Annotated in this window: 12 protein-coding genes; 5 read left to right on the top strand and 7 right to left on the bottom strand. The window is 60.7% G+C overall.

Annotation, left to right across the window (positions count from 1 at the left end):
* Position 1: 1 nt before the first annotated feature.
* The 5 genes from EA797_RS09345 to EA797_RS09325 all read right to left on the bottom strand — a co-directional run bounded on the left by EA797_RS09345 (position 2) and on the right by EA797_RS09325 (position 8,993).
* Complete coding sequence (locus tag EA797_RS09345) at positions 2 to 2,761, bottom strand: hybrid sensor histidine kinase/response regulator (protein ID WP_122166207.1); 2,760 nt, start codon at positions 2,759 to 2,761, stop codon at positions 2 to 4.
* A 217-nt stretch (positions 2,762 to 2,978) separates the two neighbouring features.
* Positions 2,979 to 4,178 (bottom strand): osmoprotectant NAGGN system M42 family peptidase, encoded by a 1,200-nt coding sequence (locus EA797_RS09340; protein WP_122164948.1) that lies wholly within the window; start codon positions 4,176 to 4,178, stop codon positions 2,979 to 2,981.
* A 149-nt stretch (positions 4,179 to 4,327) separates the two neighbouring features.
* Positions 4,328 to 6,070, bottom strand: coding sequence for an N-acetylglutaminylglutamine synthetase (ngg, locus tag EA797_RS09335; RefSeq protein ID WP_122164947.1), 1,743 nt, complete (start codon positions 6,068 to 6,070; stop codon positions 4,328 to 4,330).
* A gap of 61 nt (positions 6,071 to 6,131) precedes the next feature.
* Positions 6,132 to 7,904 (bottom strand): N-acetylglutaminylglutamine amidotransferase, encoded by a 1,773-nt coding sequence (locus EA797_RS09330; protein WP_122164946.1) that lies wholly within the window; start codon positions 7,902 to 7,904, stop codon positions 6,132 to 6,134.
* A gap of 234 nt (positions 7,905 to 8,138) precedes the next feature.
* Complete coding sequence (locus EA797_RS09325) at positions 8,139 to 8,993, bottom strand: LysR substrate-binding domain-containing protein (RefSeq protein WP_122164945.1); 855 nt, start codon at positions 8,991 to 8,993, stop codon at positions 8,139 to 8,141.
* 96 nt (positions 8,994 to 9,089) lie between these two features.
* Between EA797_RS09325 and EA797_RS09320 the strand changes: the two genes are divergently transcribed.
* Complete coding sequence (locus tag EA797_RS09320) at positions 9,090 to 9,329, top strand: DUF1127 domain-containing protein (RefSeq protein WP_244214089.1); 240 nt, start codon at positions 9,090 to 9,092, stop codon at positions 9,327 to 9,329.
* A gap of 54 nt (positions 9,330 to 9,383) precedes the next feature.
* Here EA797_RS09320 and mnmC read toward each other — a convergent pair whose 3' ends face one another.
* Positions 9,384 to 11,357 (bottom strand): bifunctional tRNA (5-methylaminomethyl-2-thiouridine)(34)-methyltransferase MnmC2/FAD-dependent 5-carboxymethylaminomethyl-2-thiouridine(34) oxidoreductase MnmC1, encoded by a 1,974-nt coding sequence (gene mnmC, locus EA797_RS09315; RefSeq protein ID WP_122164943.1) that lies wholly within the window; start codon positions 11,355 to 11,357, stop codon positions 9,384 to 9,386.
* A 184-nt stretch (positions 11,358 to 11,541) separates the two neighbouring features.
* On the opposite strand from mnmC, the gene pap reads away from it, so the two are divergent.
* Both pap and EA797_RS09305 read left to right on the top strand, forming a co-directional pair.
* A complete protein-coding gene (gene pap / locus EA797_RS09310) occupies positions 11,542 to 13,023 on the top strand; it encodes a polyphosphate:AMP phosphotransferase (RefSeq protein ID WP_122164942.1) in 1,482 nt (493 codons plus the stop codon).
* Between the two features lie 143 nt (positions 13,024 to 13,166).
* Positions 13,167 to 14,351, top strand: coding sequence for a thiolase family protein (locus EA797_RS09305; RefSeq protein WP_122166206.1), 1,185 nt, complete (start codon positions 13,167 to 13,169; stop codon positions 14,349 to 14,351).
* Positions 14,352 to 14,506: 155 nt separating this feature from the next.
* Here the strand turns inward: EA797_RS09305 and EA797_RS09300 are convergent, their stop codons facing one another.
* Complete coding sequence (locus EA797_RS09300; RefSeq protein ID WP_122164941.1) at positions 14,507 to 15,898, bottom strand: class II fumarate hydratase; 1,392 nt, start codon at positions 15,896 to 15,898, stop codon at positions 14,507 to 14,509.
* Positions 15,899 to 16,132: 234 nt separating this feature from the next.
* On the opposite strand from EA797_RS09300, the gene EA797_RS09295 reads away from it, so the two are divergent.
* On the top strand, positions 16,133 to 16,600 hold the full coding sequence (locus EA797_RS09295) for a DUF2059 domain-containing protein (RefSeq protein ID WP_208644445.1): 468 nt from the start codon (positions 16,133 to 16,135) through the stop codon (positions 16,598 to 16,600).
* A gap of 13 nt (positions 16,601 to 16,613) precedes the next feature.
* The gene (locus EA797_RS09290) at positions 16,614 to 16,913 is read left to right on the top strand and encodes a BolA family protein (protein WP_122164940.1); all 300 of its coding nucleotides are present in this window, start codon (positions 16,614 to 16,616) and stop codon (positions 16,911 to 16,913) included.
* Positions 16,914 to 16,974: the final 61 nt, after the last annotated feature.

The raw sequence follows: 16,974 nt of genomic DNA, 5'->3' as shown, positions 1-16,974 counted from the left end.
ATCAGTTGGGAGAGTGGTGTTCCGGGATCGGAGCGCCTAGATAGCGATCAAGGCAAGCATACAGCTGCTCGCTATCCAGCGGTTTGCCGATGAAGTCATTCATGCCCGCATCGCGACCCTGCTGGCGATGAACTTCAAGCACATGCGCGGTGAGCGCGACGATCGGTACCGGCGTTAGGCCCTGTTCGGCTTCCAGCGTTCGAATCTGCCGGCTTGCTTCAAAGCCATCGAGCTCAGGCATCTCGCAGTCCATCAGGATCAGCTGCGTGGCAGAAGGATTGTCACGATAGGCCGTTACGGCCCTGCGGCCGTTCTCTGCAACCGCGACTTCGTAACCACGCTTGCGCAACAGGCTCGAGACCACCATCTGGCTGACGGGATTGTCCTCGGCGACGAGGATGCGCGGGCGTGTTCGCTTCTCAGCAGTGACCGGAAGGAGTGTCTGGGTCGGAGCGGTGCCGGTGGGTTGATAGAGTCTATTCAGGGCGTCGCGTAGCGGGCCCAGCAGCAGGGGAAGCGGCAAGCGGACCAAGCGCAGGGTGCTGGCCGCCGACGGAGCCTGGGTTTGCGGCGGGCAGAACAGCATCACGCGCTGGTTCGGTTCAAGCTGGCCGCTTAAAGGTGTCATCCACTCTTCAGGCTTCCCGGGCCAGGGCGCCATGATGATGAGCAATGGTCTTGCGGCATGGCTGCCTAGATAACGGGGCAGTCGCTGCGGCTCTTCGCAGCGCACCACGCGCATCCCCCAACGCGTCAGCAGATTGCCCATGGCATCGAGTGAATGGATGTCCTGGGACGCAATGACCGCCGTGCGGCCCTCCAGAAGCGCGGTAAGCGGATCGTGGCCAGCTCCCGCAGGGCGCAGCGGTAACGCGAAGCTGAAGCGACTGCCCTGACCCGGAGCGCTGTGCACCTCAATCTGCCCACCCATCATTTCCACCAGCTCCTTGCTGATGACCAGCCCCAGCCCACTGCCACCGTAACGGCGCGTGGTGCTCGAATCGCCTTGGGAGAACGATACGAAGAGCTGCGAGAGCACTTCGCTTCGCATACCGATACCGCTGTCTGTGACCGAAAAGACAAGGCTGCGCGCGTCATGGGGCCCCTGACGCCCGACCTCGAGCATGACAAAGCCTTTCTCAGTGAACTTCATCGCATTGCTCAACAGGTTCAGCAGCACTTGTTTGAGCCGAGTGGGATCGCCTCGCACCCGTCGCGGGACGCCTGTCGAGATGCTGGTGTGCAGCTGGACCTCCTTGCCCAGCGCCTGCGCCGTAAACAGGCTGGTGGTTTCGGAGACCAGCGCCTCGAGATCGAACTCGATATCCTCCAGCACCAGCTTGCCGGCGCCGATTCGAGCGTAATCGAGGATGTCGTTGATCACCGACATCAGCGATGTGCTTGAGCTTGTAATGGTGTCCAGATAGAAGCGCTGATTACGGTCCAGCGAAGTGTCGCGAAGCAGTTGCAGCATCCCGAGCACACCATTGAGAGGCGTGCGGATCTCATGACTCATCTTCGCCAGGAAACGACTTTTCGCCTGGTTCTCGCTCTCTGCCCGTTCCGCAGCCTGGCGTGATCTGAAGCCTTCTTCCTTGAGCAGATTGATGCGATCGGCCAATCCGATGGACAGGGTGATCAGCTCGAATGCGATGCCGATCTTCACGATCGACGACCCGTACATGCCGAACAGATTGATGCCCAGGGAACCTGCCGTAACGATGACGAAGGTCAGCAGCAACACGCCCCAGGCCAGGGTGTAGTACAGCCCATAACGAACACCACGGCGCCAGACGAACGCACCGGTAAACAGAAGTCCGATCGAGGAGATGATGACCATGACGCTGGCGAGGATGCTCCAGGTTTGCAGGTCGAAAACCAGCCCCGAGAGCAGGGCGCCGAGAGACACCAGCAGCGCCACGCGCAGCGCAAAGTCGAGTCGCGGGAAGAGTTCGCGCGTGTGCAGGAAGTGCCGGCTGAACTGGATGGAAATCAGGCAGTGGCTGAGCATCAGGGCGTAGATGCCCATGGAAATTATGCGCCCGTCGTCAGTCAGCCACTTGACCAACATCCCGTCGAAGCTGAGTGCGAACAGACCCACGTTGACGTTATAGACGAGATACCAGAAGTAGGCCGGCTCACGTAGCGAAAGGAACAAGAAGAAGTTGTAGCAGAACATCGCGAACAGCACGCCATAGAAGGCGCCGGCCAACCCCATCGTGCCTTCGGCTGCCGCCGCGTTTGCAACGTAGGTACTGAAATACAGCGGGACGTACAACGTGCTGGTGCTTTCGATACGGAGCAGGAGCGAGGAAGTACCCGGTTTCAGTTCGGTCGGAAACCAGAAGTTTCTGACCTTGACCTCACGCGAGCTGAACGGCTGATTATCACCGGACTTCTGCCGCTTTATGCTGCCGTCAGGCTGTCGTAGATAAAGATCGATGTGATCGAGCAGCGGGTAATTGACCTCGATGAAGCCTGAGACAGTCTTGCTCAGACTGTTATCGAGATCGACGCGAAACCACCACACCGCATTGTTCTTGCCTTTGTTGGCATGAGTCCCGCTGACCTGTTCGAAGGTCTTTTCCGGCAAGGCGAACACTTCGGCGACACTAAGCTCCGCCCCAGGATCGCGGAGAAAATAGGTCCAGTTACCGAGCGGCTGGCGGAAGTCTTCAGAGTCGACCGGTACGGGAGCAAACGCCCAGGCCTGCGTGCAGAGGCAGTAAAGGAAGATAGCCAGGCATAAACGCGGCAGCATGATGAGATCCGGGTCGTGCACGTCGCAGCGGATCAGGCGATGCAGCGAGATCATGAATCGTGCGCGGTTTCAATTACGCGAATGGCAAGCCAATTTCGCCTGAGCCCGGCTAGCCCGGGCATTAGGTAGATTTCAATCGCTGCGACTTTGCCCGGATCAGCGCCGCGTCGCAATCGTCAATTGCCTCAACTTGGCGGCGCATCATGAAATGTGAGGCTCAGTCCGACGAGTCGTCTGATCTCTTGTCGAAAATTGAGTCCACAGGTGGCAGACGAGTGTCGTTCTGCATCTGGGTATCGTGTTCGAGTTGGTGGCTGAAGTTTTCCAGCGAGTCCTTTCCGACATGAGCATCGCTGGCGAATACCGGGGGGCTCAGTAGATAGGCGCAGATCAGCCGGGTCATGGCGGTAAGGCTGTCGATGTGCGTTCGCTCGTAGCCATGGGTGGCATCGCAACCAAAGGCGAGCAGGGCGGTGCGGATGTCGTGACCGGCGGCGATCGCCGACTGTGCATCGCTGTGGTAATAGCGAAACAGGTCGCGCCGCACGGGGATCTCGTTGCTGTCGGCAAGCTTCAGCAGGTGGCGCGAGAGATGGAAATCATAGGGGCCGCCAGAGTCCTGCATGGCCACTGTGACGGCGTGCTCGCTGGACGCTTGGCCCTTGGCGGTTGGCGCGATGTCGATGCCAACGAATTCACTGACATCCCAGGGCAGCGCACCAGCGGCACCGGACCCCGTTTCTTCGGTGATGGTGAACAGAGGGTGGCAATCAATTGGAGGTTCGCGGCCACTTTCCACCACGGCCTTGAGAGCTGCCAGTAGAGCCGCCACACCAGCCTTGTCGTCAAGGTGACGGGAGCTGATGTAGCCGCTATCGGTGAATTCCGGCATCGGATCGAAAGCCACGAAGTCGCCTACGTTGATGCCAAGCCCGACGGTGTCGGCGCGGCTCTGCGTATATCCATCCAGACGCAGTTCGACATGGTCCCAACTGATTGGCATTTCATCTACGGCAGTGTTGAACGCGTGCCCGGACGCGAGCAGGGGCAGAACGCTGCCGCGCACGACACCTGTGTCGGTAAAGACGCTGACTCGGCTGCCTTCGGCGAATCGGCTCGACCAGCAACCGACCGGTGACAGGCCGAGGCGGCCGGTCTCATGAATCTCCCGCACGCTGGCGCCGATGGTGTCGAGATGCGCTGCAATGGCACGGTCGGGGCTGTAACGGCGACCCTTGAGCGTGGCGCGGATGGTCCCGCGGCGAGTCAGCTCGAACGGGATGCCCAGCTCCTTCAGGCGCTCGGCGACATAGCGGACGATGGTATCCGTGAAGCCGGTCGGGCTGGGAATGGCGAGCATTTCGAGCAGCACGCGCTGCAGATAATTCATGTCCGGTTCTGGAAGTTTTGCAGTCATGATCAGTCCTCAGCGGCGAATAAAGGCTGCCGCGGTCGTGTGAGTGAAGTTGAGCTGCGGTAGTGCCGCAAGCGGGCGCTGCCGATGCGGCTGCGCCCAGGGCGCGGGCATCGATATCGAGCCCGCCAGTACGCGGCGTTACCCCGACACTAGTGCGTGCCGTGGCTTAGAGGAAACAGCAGATCAACGAAGCGTTCAGCGGTCGGTTGCGGATGATGATTGGCCAGCCCGACTCGTTCGTTCGCTTCAATGAACACATAGTCCGGCTGATCGGCCGCTGGAACCATCAGGTCCAGGCCCACCACCGGGATGTCCAATGCGCGGGCGGCACGAACGGCGGCATCGATCAGGTCGGGGTGCAGTTGCTCGGTCACATCGTCAAGCGTGCCCCCGGTATGCAAGTTGGCGGTGCGGCGTACGGCCAGGTGTTCCCCCTGAGGCAGAACGCTGTCGTAGTCGAACCCTGCATCGGTGATGCAGCGCCGGGTTTCGTCATCCATCGGGATTCGGCTCTCGCCGCCGGTTGCCGCCTGACGGCGGCGACTTTGGCCTTCGATCAGTTCACGGATAGTGTGGCTGCCATCCCCGACTACTTCAGCGGGTCGGCGAATTGCGGCTGCGACCACTTCATAGCCGATCACTACAATGCGTAAGTCGAGGCCAGGGTGGAAGCTCTCCAGTAACACGCGCTGGTCGAATTGACTGGCTCGGGCTATCGCGTCTTCCAGATCCTGACCGTTGCGCAGGTCGACCGATACGCCGTGGCCTTGTTCACCGTCAACCGGCTTGACCACGACGCTCCCATGCTTTTCGAGAAAGGCAGCGTTGTCCTCAGGCGAACCAGCGAGCTGCTGAGCGGGCAACTTGAGTCCGGCACGGGCGAGGGTACGGTGAGTGAGGCTCTTGTCCTGGCACAGCGTCATGCTGACGGCCGAGGTGAGGTCGGAGAGCGATTCGCGGCAACGCACTTTTCGACCGCCCTGGGTCAGGGTGAACAGGCCGGCCTCGGTATCATCGATGGTGATTTCAATGCCGCGACGCCGTGCCTCGTCGACTATGATCCTGGCGTATGGATTGAGCTCCGCCTCGGGCCCTGGGCCAAGGAAAAGCGGTTGGTTGAAGGTGTTCTTGCGCTTGACGGTAAAGGTCTGCAGATCACGGAAGCCAAGCTTGGCGTAGAGCGCCTTGGCCTGCTTGTTGTCATGCAGCACCGACAGATCGAGATAGGCCAGCCCGCGGCCCATGTAATGCTCGATCAGATGTCGCACCAGCGCTTCGCCAACGCCTGGCCGCGTACAACTTGGTGCAACCGCAAGGCACCAGAGGCTTGAGCCGTTTTCCGGATCGTTGAAGGCCTTGTGATGGTTGATGCCCATGACACTGCCAATGATCTGGCCGGAATCGTCATCTTCGGCCAGCCAATAGACCGGGCCGCCTTCTTCCCGTGGTGTGCACAGTTCGGGATTGACGGGCAGCATCCCGCGGGACTGGTACAGGCAGTTGATCGCCTTCCAGTCCGCCTCGCTCTGAGCGCGACGAATACCGAACCCACGGAAGCTGCGACGAGCCGGACGATAGTCGGTGAACCAGATGCGCGACGTGTCGGACGGATCGAGGAACAATTGCTGAGGCGCATAGGCCAGCACCTGATGCGGTGCCGCGACATACAAGGCGATGTCCCGCTCGCCTGCCTGCTCGTGCAGCAGGTCGGCGGCAAGGTCTGCCGGGTCGGAGTAGGTATGGCCGATCAGTATCCGGCCCCAGCCACAGTGCAGGGTTACGGGTGCCTGGGATTCTTCCTTGCCGTCCTCGGCGAGGCGTTGTTGCAGACGCTCGTAAGTGGGTGTCTGGCCCCGCAACAGTCGCTGTCCATACGCTTGAGACTTCTGCATGATGAATTCCTTGGATCTGGTCATGGCGGAGTGCTAACCACCTCCCGCCACGAGCGAATTCTTAAAGACCCTGTTCACTCAGCCACAGGTTCACGGCAGCCAGCTGCCAGAGTTTGGAGCCGCGCAGCGGCGTCAATTGGCCTTCCGGGTCGTTGAGCAGCTTGTCCAGCATGGCGGGGTTGTAAAGCCCACGGTCCTGGCTAGGGTCGGTCAGCATTTCACGCACCCAGTTCAGAGTGTTGCCCTGCAGGTGCTTGAGCCCCGGCACGGGGAAATAACCTTTTGGACGGTCGATGACGGCCGCCGGGATGACCTTGCGCGCGGCTTCCTTGAGCACGTATTTGCCGCCATCCGGCAGTTTGTACTTGGCTGGAATCTTCGCCGATAGCTCGGCCACGTTGTGATCGAGGAATGGCACCCGCGCTTCAAGCCCCCAGGCCATGGTCATGTTGTCGACGCGCTTGACCGGGTCGTCCACCAACATCACGGTGCTATCGATCCGCAGTGCTTTGTCCACCGCCGCGTCGGCGCCAGGCTGGGCAAAGTGCTGACGCACGAAGTCGCCTGAGAAGTCGCCCTTGACCCATTGCTGCTGCACGGTCTCGGCGTATTCCTCGTAGCTGCGGTCGCGGAAAGCTTTCAGGTAAGCAGCGACGGGATCATCCGCGCCATCCACTTGGGGATACCAGTGATAGCCGGCGAAAAGCTCGTCGGCACCTTGGCCGCTCTGGACCACCTTGCAGTGTTTCGACACCTCACGCGACAGTAGATAGAACGCGATGCAATCGTGGCTGACCATCGGCTCGCTCATCGCGCGGAACGCGGCAGGGAGCTGTTCGAGAATTTCCTTCTCCTGGATGCGCAGCTGGTGGTGGCGCGTCTGGTAATGCTGGGCTATGAGGTCCGAATACTTGAATTCATCACCACGCTCGCCGCCGGCATCCTCGAAGCCAATCGAGAATGTCAGCAGGTTGTCAGCCGCACCCGCTTCGCGTAGCAGGCCGACCAGCAGGCTGGAATCAACGCCGCCGGATAGCAGAACGCCCACATCGACCGCTGCGCGCTGGCGCAGTGCAACGGACTGGCGCAGCGTCGTGAGGGTACGTTCCTGCCAATCTTCGAAGCTGTATCGCTGTTCATCTTCCGAGGCGCCGAACTCCAAGGTCCACCAGCGATGCTGGCTGGCCTTGCCGCTGGCATCGACACGCATGAAGGTGCCTGGCGGCAGCTTCTCGATACCTGCAATGAGCGTATCCGGCGCCGGTACGACTGCGTGAAAGCTCATGTAATGGTTCAGCGCCACCGGATTCAGCACGCCGGCGATATCGCCGCCCTTGAGCAGGGCAGGGAGCGTCGAGGCGAAGCGCAGGCGATCTCCCGTCTTGGACAGGTACAGCGGCTTGATGCCGAGACGGTCGCGGGCGATGAACAGTTCCTGCACATCGCGTTGCCAGATGGCAAAGGCGAACATGCCGTTGAGGCGCGGCAGCAAGGCTTCGCCCCAGGCATGGAAGCCTTTTAGCAGCACCTCGGTGTCACCGCCGGAGAAAAAGCTATAACCCAGCGCTTCGAGCTCGGCGCGCAACTCAGGGTAGTTGTAGATCGCGCCGTTGAAGACCATTGAAAGGCCCAGCGCAGAGTCGATCATCGGCTGGCCGGAGGCCTCGCACAGATCCATGATTTTCAGACGTCGGTGACCGAGTGCCACGGGGCCTTGGCTATTGAAGCCACAGGCGTCAGGGCCACGAGAAGTCAGGGATTGGGTGATACGTTCAACCGCTGCCAGATCGGCCGATTGATTGTCAAAGCGAAGTTCGCCAGCTATGCCACACATAAGATCCTTACCGGTTTAGCCGTTGGGGAGTGTGACCGGCTGCTGGACCGCGAAGTTCACGATAATTGACCAGTGTTCGGTGCTCTGGGTCGTCGGTTAGGCAGGTGCAAGTAACACCTGATACGTTGCCACAGCTACTACACATGGCATGGCATGAACGCGGCGCTATTGCGTGATGCAGGGATTTTGCAGAGCTGCCAAATCACGTCCTCCTGCGCCGCAGCAGTCACGAAATTACAGCCGGAAACCCTCAACGATGTGTTCTGCCAAGGTCTCGCTGACCTGCGACTGGTTCCGTTCGCTGCGCAGCAGGACGATGCTGCTCATTGGCAGTTCCGGCATGCCCTCGGCTTCCCCAAGCAAGCGCATATCCGCAGTGACCAGGCTTTGCAGCTGCGCCGTAACTGCCAGGCCTGCGCTCACTACGGCCATCAGCGCCGAGAGACTCGGGCTGGTATAGGCGACCCGATAAGGGATCTCCAGGCTGTCCAGTGCATTGCAAGCCCAAGCCCGACAGAAGCACTCGGTATTGAACATCGCCAGCGGCATCGGGCGCTGCTCATGGGTATTGAAGCCCGGTGCCTCGGCCCATACGAAACGCTCCCGGCGCAGCAGCTGGCCGATCTCGGTGCCTGGCTCCCGGGTCACGATGGACAGGTCCAGGTCACGCCGCTGCAACAGCTGATAGGAGGGCTCGCAATGCACCTCAACTTGTACCAGTGGGTATGCCTGGGCGAATCGCGAAAGGATGCCCGGGAGGAAGCGCATCACATAATCGTCCGGCGTGCCGATGCGCACGGAACCGACCATGTGTGGTTCTCGCAACGTAGTTAGCACTTCACCGTGCAGCTTGAGGATTCGCCGCGCGTAGCCGAGCAGGATTTGTCCCTCTGGCGTGAGGCGGACCTGCCGACCGTCGCGTTCGAACACCGAGCGCTGAAGGACGTCTTCCTCCAGCCGTTTCATCTGCATGCTGATGGCTGACTGAGTGCGATTCACCGCTTCTGCAGCACGGGTGAAACCGCCGTGATCCGCGATCGCGACGAAGCTGCGCAGCAGCTCTGCATCAATGCTGGGGTAGTTAGCCATTCATCAATCTCCGAGATGGACACCATCAGAAACATTCGTTGGATTGATCATAAGGCCAGGCAGAAACTGACGCCATCCCCACCAGGAGGTGTACAGATGAAAAGCCATGCAGAGTCTTTCAAAGTCGGATACTCAACTCAAAACAGTCGTCTATCGCTGGTCTCTGTAGCGCGCAGGATGATGCAGCAGATCCAGCGGTGGCATGCGCTGCACCGTCAACGCCAGCAACTGGCCGCGCTCAGTGACGAAGCGCTCAAGGACATCGGCCTGAGCCGGGCGGACATCGAGCCGGAAGTGAACCGCCCGTTCTGGGACGAACCCTTTCGCCGGCGTTGAAGTAGCGTTGGCTGCGTGCCAGTGCTCAACCCGCTGCAGCGCTGCGGTAGCTAATTACTCTGTACGGCGGATGAGCTTGCGCAAGAGGAAGCGGTTCGGGTGACAAGCCTCGGCGATGGCGCGAGGAACTGGCAGAGGCGCGTCGTCGAGCCATGCGGCCAGCAGTTCGCCGGACAGCGGGGCAGTGATCAAGCCGCGGGAGCCATGGGCGGTGTTGACGTAGAGTCCGTCCAACCAGGTGCAAGGCGTCTGCGGTATCTGCCGCGCGTCTTTTGCCAATACAGCGTAATCGCTGGCGAAGCGCTCGGGATCGGCCAGCGGTCCGATGATTGGCAGGTAGTCCGGGCTGGTGCAGCGAAATGCGACACGCCCGAGAAGATCGTCGAGATGATCCTTGTCGGCATTCAGACGCTGATACAGGTCCCCGGAAATCTCTTTGAGCATGTCCAGATTGGCGCGATGCTCCGCTGCGCTTGCAGCGGGATCGCTCTCGGCAAAATTGAAACTGGCGCCCAGCGTATGCAGGCCATCACGCGAGGGTGCAACATAACCCTTGGCACAGAGCACAGTGCGTAGTGCGGCGCTCTGCTTGGTAGTAGGTAGCCCGGTGATCTGGCCACGGATGCGTTTGAGCGGCAGCCAGGCGCTTTGGCTGAATTGCGAAACGTCGGCGGCGCCTGCAAGGATCACGACTGGCGCTTCGGCCAGTATTTCGTTCTCCGCCAGCGCTTGCCAGTTGCCGCCTGCGCGGCGTAGCTCGAGCGGATGTCGATGCCGTAACAGTTCGATGCCCGGCCGTTCGATCAGCCAGCGGCACAGCGCTGGTGGATGTGCCCATCCTGCATCCGGATAGAACATTCCTCCGTTATCCAGCACGACGCCTGCCAGCTGTTCAGCTTCATCGCGTTCGACGGCGCGTAGCAAGGTGGCCGGAAATGCTTCAGCAAGCGCGGCCTGGCGCGAGGCCTCCTTTGCATCGAAGGCGATCTGCAAGACACCGCAGGCATCCCAGTCCTGGCCCTGTTGCAGGTTGCGCAGCAGTCGACGGGTGTAGCCAAAGCCACTGGTCACGAGCTGAGACAGCGCTGTGCCATGTGCGGAAAGTTTCAGGTAAAGCACGCCCTGAGGGTTGCCGGAGCCTTCCCGGGCGATCGCCTCGTGTCGTTCCAGCAAAGTGACGTTCCAACCACGCGCAGCCAGGCTTGCTGCACTGGCGCAGCCGGCCAGTCCGGCGCCGATGACCAATGCTCTACGCTGTTTCGGTTGGTGCGATGGACGCGCGAACCATGGTTTGGTCTGTTCGCCCGCCGTGCCGATGAATTGTCCCTTAAGGCTTTCCCATTTATGACCGAAGCCTGGAATCCGCTTTACGGTAAAGCCCGCATCCTTGAGCGCGCGCCGCACGTCGCCAGCGCTGGTGAAGGTGGCGAGCGTTGCGCCTGGCGCAGACAGCCGCGCCAGCTGATTGAAAAGTTCGGGTTGCCACATTTCCGGATTTTTCGCCGGTGCGAAACCATCGAGAAACCACGCGTCGATCCGGGCGTCCAGGCTCGTCAGTTGATCGAGCGCGTCGCCCACCAATAGCGTCAGCGCTACTCGTCCGAAGCGGAACTGCTGAAACCCGGGGTTGATAGCCACGTATTGGTCAAGCAGCTGATGCGCGTGAGGTTGCAGCTCTGGCCACAGGGCTAACGCACGTTGCAGGTCGGCATGACTGAGCGGATGCTTTTCAACGCTGATGAAATGCAGACTGGCTAGCGTAGGCGCGCTGCGCTCGAACAGCGCCCACGCGCAAAGAAAGTTCAGGCCGGTGCCGAACCCCGTTTCACCTATGACCAGGCGCTCGTTCGCACCAAGGGCGGCGAAACGTTCGGCAAGCTGGCTCGGCTGCAGAAACACATGCGTGGTTTCTGCCATACCGGAGCCGCGTGAAAAGTAGACATCGCCGTACAGCCGTGACTGTGGCTGGTCGTTTTCGTCCCACTCGAGTTCTGCTTGCTGAAAACCGGGGGCGATCGGGGCGGGCATCGACGTTTCCTGGGGTGAAGGGGAAGCGATTCTAGCAGCAGCGGGAAACCTGCTGCGGGCGCGCTTTGTCGCATTCATAAGTGAGTTGACCCTTGCGCTACGCTCGGACGTACCGTCTGACCAGCAACATCTCTATAGCGACGCCTGTTAGGGTCCATAGCAGCATCCCTTTATGGAGAAAACGATGTTCGAATCCGCGGAAATCGGCCACACCATCGATAAGGCGACTTATAAAGACGAAGAGCCCGTTCTGCGCGAAGCGCTGCTTCAGGCCCAATATCGTCTGCGCGAGCAGGCTCGGTTTCCGGTGCTGATCCTCATCAACGGCATCGAAGGCGCGGGCAAGGGCGAGACGATCAAGCAGCTCAACGAATGGATGGACCCCCGGTTGATCCGGGTGGACAGTTTCGATGTACCGACCGATGAGGAACTGTCCCACCCGCCTGCCTGGCGTTACTGGCGCAGGCTGCGCCCCAAGGGGCAGACGGGCATCTTTTTCGGTAATTGGTACAGCAAGATGCTGCAGGACCGGGTCCATGGGCGCATCAAGAAGGCTGAGCTCGAACTGGCCATCGACCGTGCGCAGCGGTTCGAACGAATGCTGTGTGCCGAAGGGACGCTGATCTTCAAGTTCTGGTTTCACCTGTCCAAGGACCGCATGCTGCAGCGGCTCGATTCGCTCAAGGATGATCCGCTGCATAGCTGGCGTATCAGTCCGCTGGATTGGCAGCAGTCGAAGACCTACGACAAGTTCGTGCGTTATGGCGAGCTGATCCTGCGTCGCAGCAGCCGCGATTTCGCCCCCTGGTATGTGATCGAAGGCCATGACGAGCGCTATCGCAGTCTGACCGCTGGCCGCCTGTTGCTCGAAGGGCTCAACGCAGCGCTGGACGCGGCCGATCAGCAGCCCTCGCAGCCCCACACCGCGCCAGTGGAGTTGAATCTGGATCGGCTGAGCCTGCTTGGAAGCCTCGACATGGAGCAAAAGCTCAGCAAAGACGAGTACAAGGAGCAGCTGACTCAGGAGCAGGCGCGCCTTTCGCAGTTGTTGCGTGATCCACGTCTGCGCAAACGTGGCGTGCTGGCGCTGTTCGAAGGGCACGACGCAGCGGGCAAGGGCAGTGCAATTCGCCGTGTGACCGGCGCGCTGGATCCACGCTTGTATCGCACGGTACAGATCGCCGCGCCCAGTGAAGACGAGCTCGCACAGCCATGGCTGTGGCGGTTCTGGCGTAGCGTACCGGCGCGCGGCCAGTTCACCATATTCGATCGTTCATGGTATGGCCGCGTCCTGGTGGAGCGGGTAGAAGGCTTCTGCTCACCAGATGAATGGCTGCGCGCCTATACCGAAATCAACGAGTTCGAGGAGCAGCTCGTCGATGCAGGTGTTGTGGTCGTCAAGTTCTGGCTGTCGATCGATAAAGAGACGCAGCTGGAGCGTTTCAAGGAGCGCGAGGATACGCCGCACAAGCGTTTCAAGATCACCGAGGAAGACTGGCGCAACCGGGAGAAGTGGGACGACTACGGGCACGCCGTGGCGGACATGGTGGATCGCACCAGTACCGAGATCGCGCCCTGGACCCTGATCGAAGCAAACGACAAGCGATTCGCCCGTGTGAAGGTGCTGCGAACGCTGAACGAGGCGCTGGAGGCGGCCATCGGCTGAAATGCGCCAGGCTGGCAAACGATGGCCGCCCATATCCCTGCTGAATGTTCGTCGCCTTGGCCGAAACGCAGGAACTATGCTCGGGACATCGCCAACAGGCGGGTCGCACCCAGAGCGGCCTGCACAATCATTTGAGGTATGCCATGCGTGAAGTAGTGATCGTCGACAGCGTACGGACCGGCCTGGCCAAGTCCTTCCGCGGCAAGTTCAACATGACCCGCCCTGACGACATGGCGGCCCATTGCGTGAACGCGCTGCTGTCGCGCAACAACCTCGATCCGAAACTGGTCGAGGACTGCATCGTCGGTGCCGGCTCCAACGAAGGTGCGCAGGGTTACAACATCGGCCGTAACGTTGCGGTGCTGTCGAACCTGGGGATCCAGTGTGCGGGCATGACTCTAAACCGTTTCTGCTCGTCCGGCCTGCAGTCCATCGCTATTGCGGCCAATCAGATCGCGTCCGGTTGCAGCGACATTATCGTCGCTGGTGGTGTCGAGTCCATCACCATGACGGCCAAGAGCCGCAACAGCGACAACCTCTTCAACCCGATCCTGCAAGAGCGTGTTCCGGGGCTGTACCACAGCATGGGACAGACCGCCGAGCTGGTTGCCCGCCGTTACAACGTGACCCGCGAGCAGCAGGACATCTATTCGCTGCAAAGCCAGCAGCGCACCGCACGCGCTCAGGCTGAGGGGCTTTTCCAGGACGAAATCGTGCCGATGAACGTCCGCTACTTCACCGAAGACAAGAACACCGGCGAGCGCACCGAGCATGAGGGTGTGGTCGATCGTGACGATTGCAATCGTCCCGACACTACCCTTGAAAGCCTGTCCGGGCTCAAGCCGGTGTTTGCCGATGACGGCTCCGTGACTGCCGGCAACGCCTCGCAACTGTCGGACGGCGCTTCGATGACGCTGGTGATGAGCTTGGACAAGGCGCTCGAACTTGGCCTTAAGCCACGGGCCTTCTTTCGTGGTTTCACCGTCGCCGGCTGCGAGCCGGAAGAAATGGGCATAGGCCCGGTGTTCTCAGTTCCGCGCCTGCTCAAGGCCCGCGGGCTGCAGGTCAGCGACATCGATCTCTGGGAGCTCAACGAAGCCTTCGCCTCGCAGTGCCTTTACTGCCGCGATACGCTGGAAATCGACAACGAGAAATTCAACGTCAACGGTGGCTCGATTTCCATCGGGCACCCGTTCGGCATGACCGGCTCACGCACAGCGGGCCATCTGGTTCGCGAACTGCAGCGGCGTAATCTGCGCTATGGCGTGGTGACCATGTGCGTCGGTGGCGGGATGGGTGCTTCCGGACTGTTCGAAGCGGTGCGTTGATCAGTCGTCGCAGGCCCGACTAAAAAACCCGCGCCAGATGGCGCGGGTTTTTCATGTCTGATGAATATCAGTCAAAGTACGAATGGGTTGCTCTTCGGTGAAGTGTCCGTTGGCGCCAGCCCACCGAATATATGACACGAGCAGCAAATTCATCCTCAGCTGCGACTGGACTCCAGCATGGTTTCCGGACGCACCCACTGATCGAACTCTTCGTCGGTCAGATATCCCAGTGACAACGCCGCTTCGCGCAATGTTGTGCCTTCGCCATACGCCTTTTTCGCTATCTCGGCAGCCTTGTCGTAGCCGATGTGCGGGTTCAGCGCTGTGACCAGCATCAGGCCCCGCTCGAGGTGTTCGGCCATACGGTCGGCATCCGGCTCCATCCCGACGATGCAGTGAGTGTTGAAGTTGCGGCAGCCGTCGGCCAGTAATCGAATTGACTCCAGCATGTTGTGCACGATCACCGGCTTGAACACGTTGAGCTGCAGGTGACCCTGACTCGCTGCGAAGCCGATCGTGACATCATTGCCCATCACCTGACAGGCCAGCATCGACAGGGCCTCGCATTGGGTCGGATTGACCTTGCCCGGCATGATCGAGCTGCCCGGCTCGTTGGCCGGCAGACGTACCTCGGCGAAGCCGCCGCGCGGGCCGGACCCCAGCAGGCGCAAGTCGTTGGCAATTTTCATCAGCGCGGTGGCCAGGGTTTTCAGAGCGCCGTGCAGTGCGACCAGCGGCTCATGGCCGGACAGGGCGGCGAACTTGTTCGGCGCGGAGACGAACGGCAGGCCGGAGAGCGCTGCCATTTCCGCTGCGATCGCCTCGGCAAAGCCGTGCGGTGCGTTCAGGCCTGTGCCCACCGCGGTGCCACCCTGAGCCAGCTCGAAAACCGCTGGCATCGAATGGCGGATTGCCTGTTCAGCGATATCCAGCTGCGCGACGAATGCCGACAGCTCCTGGCCGAAGGTGACCGGGGTGGCATCCATCATGTGGGTGCGACCGGTCTTGACCAATTGCCCGTAGCGAGCCGCTTGTTCAGCGATGCCGCCGGACAGTTCAGCGATGGCGGGCAACAGGTCGTCATGGATAGCGCGCGCGATGGCGATGTGCATGGCGGTAGGGAAGCAGTCATTGGAGCTCTGCGCGCGGTTGACGTGGTCGTTGGGGTGTACCGGGCTCTTGCCGCCGCGTGTTCCGCCCGCCAGCTCGTTGGCTCTGCCGGCGATCACCTCGTTGACATTCATATTGCTCTGGGTCCCGCTACCGGTCTGCCAGACCACGAGAGGGAACTGGTCATCATGCTGGCCATGCAGGATCTCGTCGGCGGCCTGTTCGATCAGGCGTGCGATGTCTGGTGGCAGATCGCCGATGCGGTCATTGACGCGTGCCGCTGCCTTCTTGATCAGTGCCAGCGCGTGACATACGGCCAGTGGCATACGCTGATCGCCGATGGCGAAGTTGATCAGCGATCGTTGGGTCTGCGCGCCCCAATAGGCCTGCTCGGGTACTTCCACTGGGCCAAGGCTGTCGGTTTCGGTGCGTGTCATGCCGTGCTCCATCAATGAGGTCTACCTGTTAGGTTGCCCATGGACGAGACTGGTTCAATCGGTCCGCGGCTGTTCCTTGAGCGATTGGAACCTTGCGCGCAGAATGTGTCCATTGATGCTCATCTCTCGTTCGGCAAGGATCATCCAATGCGCGCACCTCGTACTTCCAGGCTACGTACATCAAAGCTACGAGCTTTCGGTCTACGTACATTCGGCCTCTGCGGCGTTCTGTCGATGGCCCTGGTCGCCGGTCATGCAAGTGCCGACAGTGCCAGTCACGCGGCCCAGGCCGAGCGCTTTCTCGAACTGGTCAATGCCGACCGCATTTCCGTTCCGGTTTACGCACAGGTGCAGCAGATGTTCGCCGAGCGCTTCGCCCAGACCCAGGCGCCGGAAAGCAAGCGTGCCTTGCTGGAGCGCTATCAGACCAAGGCCGACGCTGCGCTGGACAAGGCCATCGGCTGGAAGCAGGTCAAACCTGACCTGATCGCCCTGTACACCGATACCTTCAGCGAAGCTGAGCTAAGCCGTCTGAACGAGTTCTACGATTCAGAGCTGGGTAAGAAGATGCTCACCCAGCTGCCACAACTCAATGCGCGCTCTGCGCAGGTCACACAGGCGAAACTGCAGGAGGTCGTGCCCCAGGTGAACAAGCTGCTGGCCGATATGACCGCCGAACTCGATACCCAGAAAAAGCCCTGAGAGACCCTTCGCCATGTCCAAACAAGCCACTATCGAAACGACCTTGCAGGTGACCCTGCAGCCTGCCTATCTGCAGGTACTCGATGAAAGCCACATGCACAGCCGCGGGCAGGAAACTCACTACAAGGCCGTGATCGTCAGCGATCAGTTCGCTGGTCTGAATCCGGTCAAGCGCCACCAGAAAGCCTACGCGGCGATGGGCGATCTGATGCAGCAAATCCACGCTCTGGCTTTGCACACCTATACGCCGGAAGAGTGGGCGGAGCAGGGCGCCGCGCCGGCGTCGCCGGTCTGCGCCGGAGGTCATAAGTAGCCGCTTGCCCGGCGGTTGAAGGCCGCTCTGAGTTTATTGCTAGAATGCGCTCCGCGCCGGC

The sequence above is a fragment of the Stutzerimonas zhaodongensis genome (genome assembly GCF_003696365.1).
In the GTDB taxonomy this organism is placed as follows: Bacteria; Pseudomonadota; Gammaproteobacteria; order Pseudomonadales; family Pseudomonadaceae; genus Stutzerimonas; species Stutzerimonas zhaodongensis.
This window is presented reverse-complemented; position numbering and strand designations above follow the sequence as displayed.

What these genes read in the sequence shown, in the direction of transcription:
- EA797_RS09345 (WP_122166207.1), bottom strand. Translation starts at nt 2,761, where the DNA reads ATGCTGCCGCGTTTATGCCTGGCTATCTTCCTTTACTGCCTCTGCACG.
- EA797_RS09340 (WP_122164948.1), bottom strand. Translation starts at nt 4,178, where the DNA reads ATGACTGCAAAACTTCCAGAACCGGACATGAATTATCTGCAGCGCGTG.
- ngg (WP_122164947.1), bottom strand. Translation starts at nt 6,070, where the DNA reads ATGCAGAAGTCTCAAGCGTATGGACAGCGACTGTTGCGGGGCCAGACA.
- EA797_RS09330 (WP_122164946.1), bottom strand. Translation starts at nt 7,904, where the DNA reads ATGTGTGGCATAGCTGGCGAACTTCGCTTTGACAATCAATCGGCCGAT.
- EA797_RS09325 (WP_122164945.1), bottom strand. Translation starts at nt 8,993, where the DNA reads ATGGCTAACTACCCCAGCATTGATGCAGAGCTGCTGCGCAGCTTCGTC.
- EA797_RS09320 (WP_244214089.1), top strand. Translation starts at nt 9,090, where the DNA reads ATGAAAAGCCATGCAGAGTCTTTCAAAGTCGGATACTCAACTCAAAAC.
- mnmC (WP_122164943.1), bottom strand. Translation starts at nt 11,357, where the DNA reads ATGCCCGCCCCGATCGCCCCCGGTTTTCAGCAAGCAGAACTCGAGTGG.
- pap (WP_122164942.1), top strand. Translation starts at nt 11,542, where the DNA reads ATGTTCGAATCCGCGGAAATCGGCCACACCATCGATAAGGCGACTTAT.
- EA797_RS09305 (WP_122166206.1), top strand. Translation starts at nt 13,167, where the DNA reads ATGCGTGAAGTAGTGATCGTCGACAGCGTACGGACCGGCCTGGCCAAG.
- EA797_RS09300 (WP_122164941.1), bottom strand. Translation starts at nt 15,898, where the DNA reads ATGACACGCACCGAAACCGACAGCCTTGGCCCAGTGGAAGTACCCGAG.
- EA797_RS09295 (WP_208644445.1), top strand. Translation starts at nt 16,133, where the DNA reads ATGGCCCTGGTCGCCGGTCATGCAAGTGCCGACAGTGCCAGTCACGCG.
- EA797_RS09290 (WP_122164940.1), top strand. Translation starts at nt 16,614, where the DNA reads ATGTCCAAACAAGCCACTATCGAAACGACCTTGCAGGTGACCCTGCAG.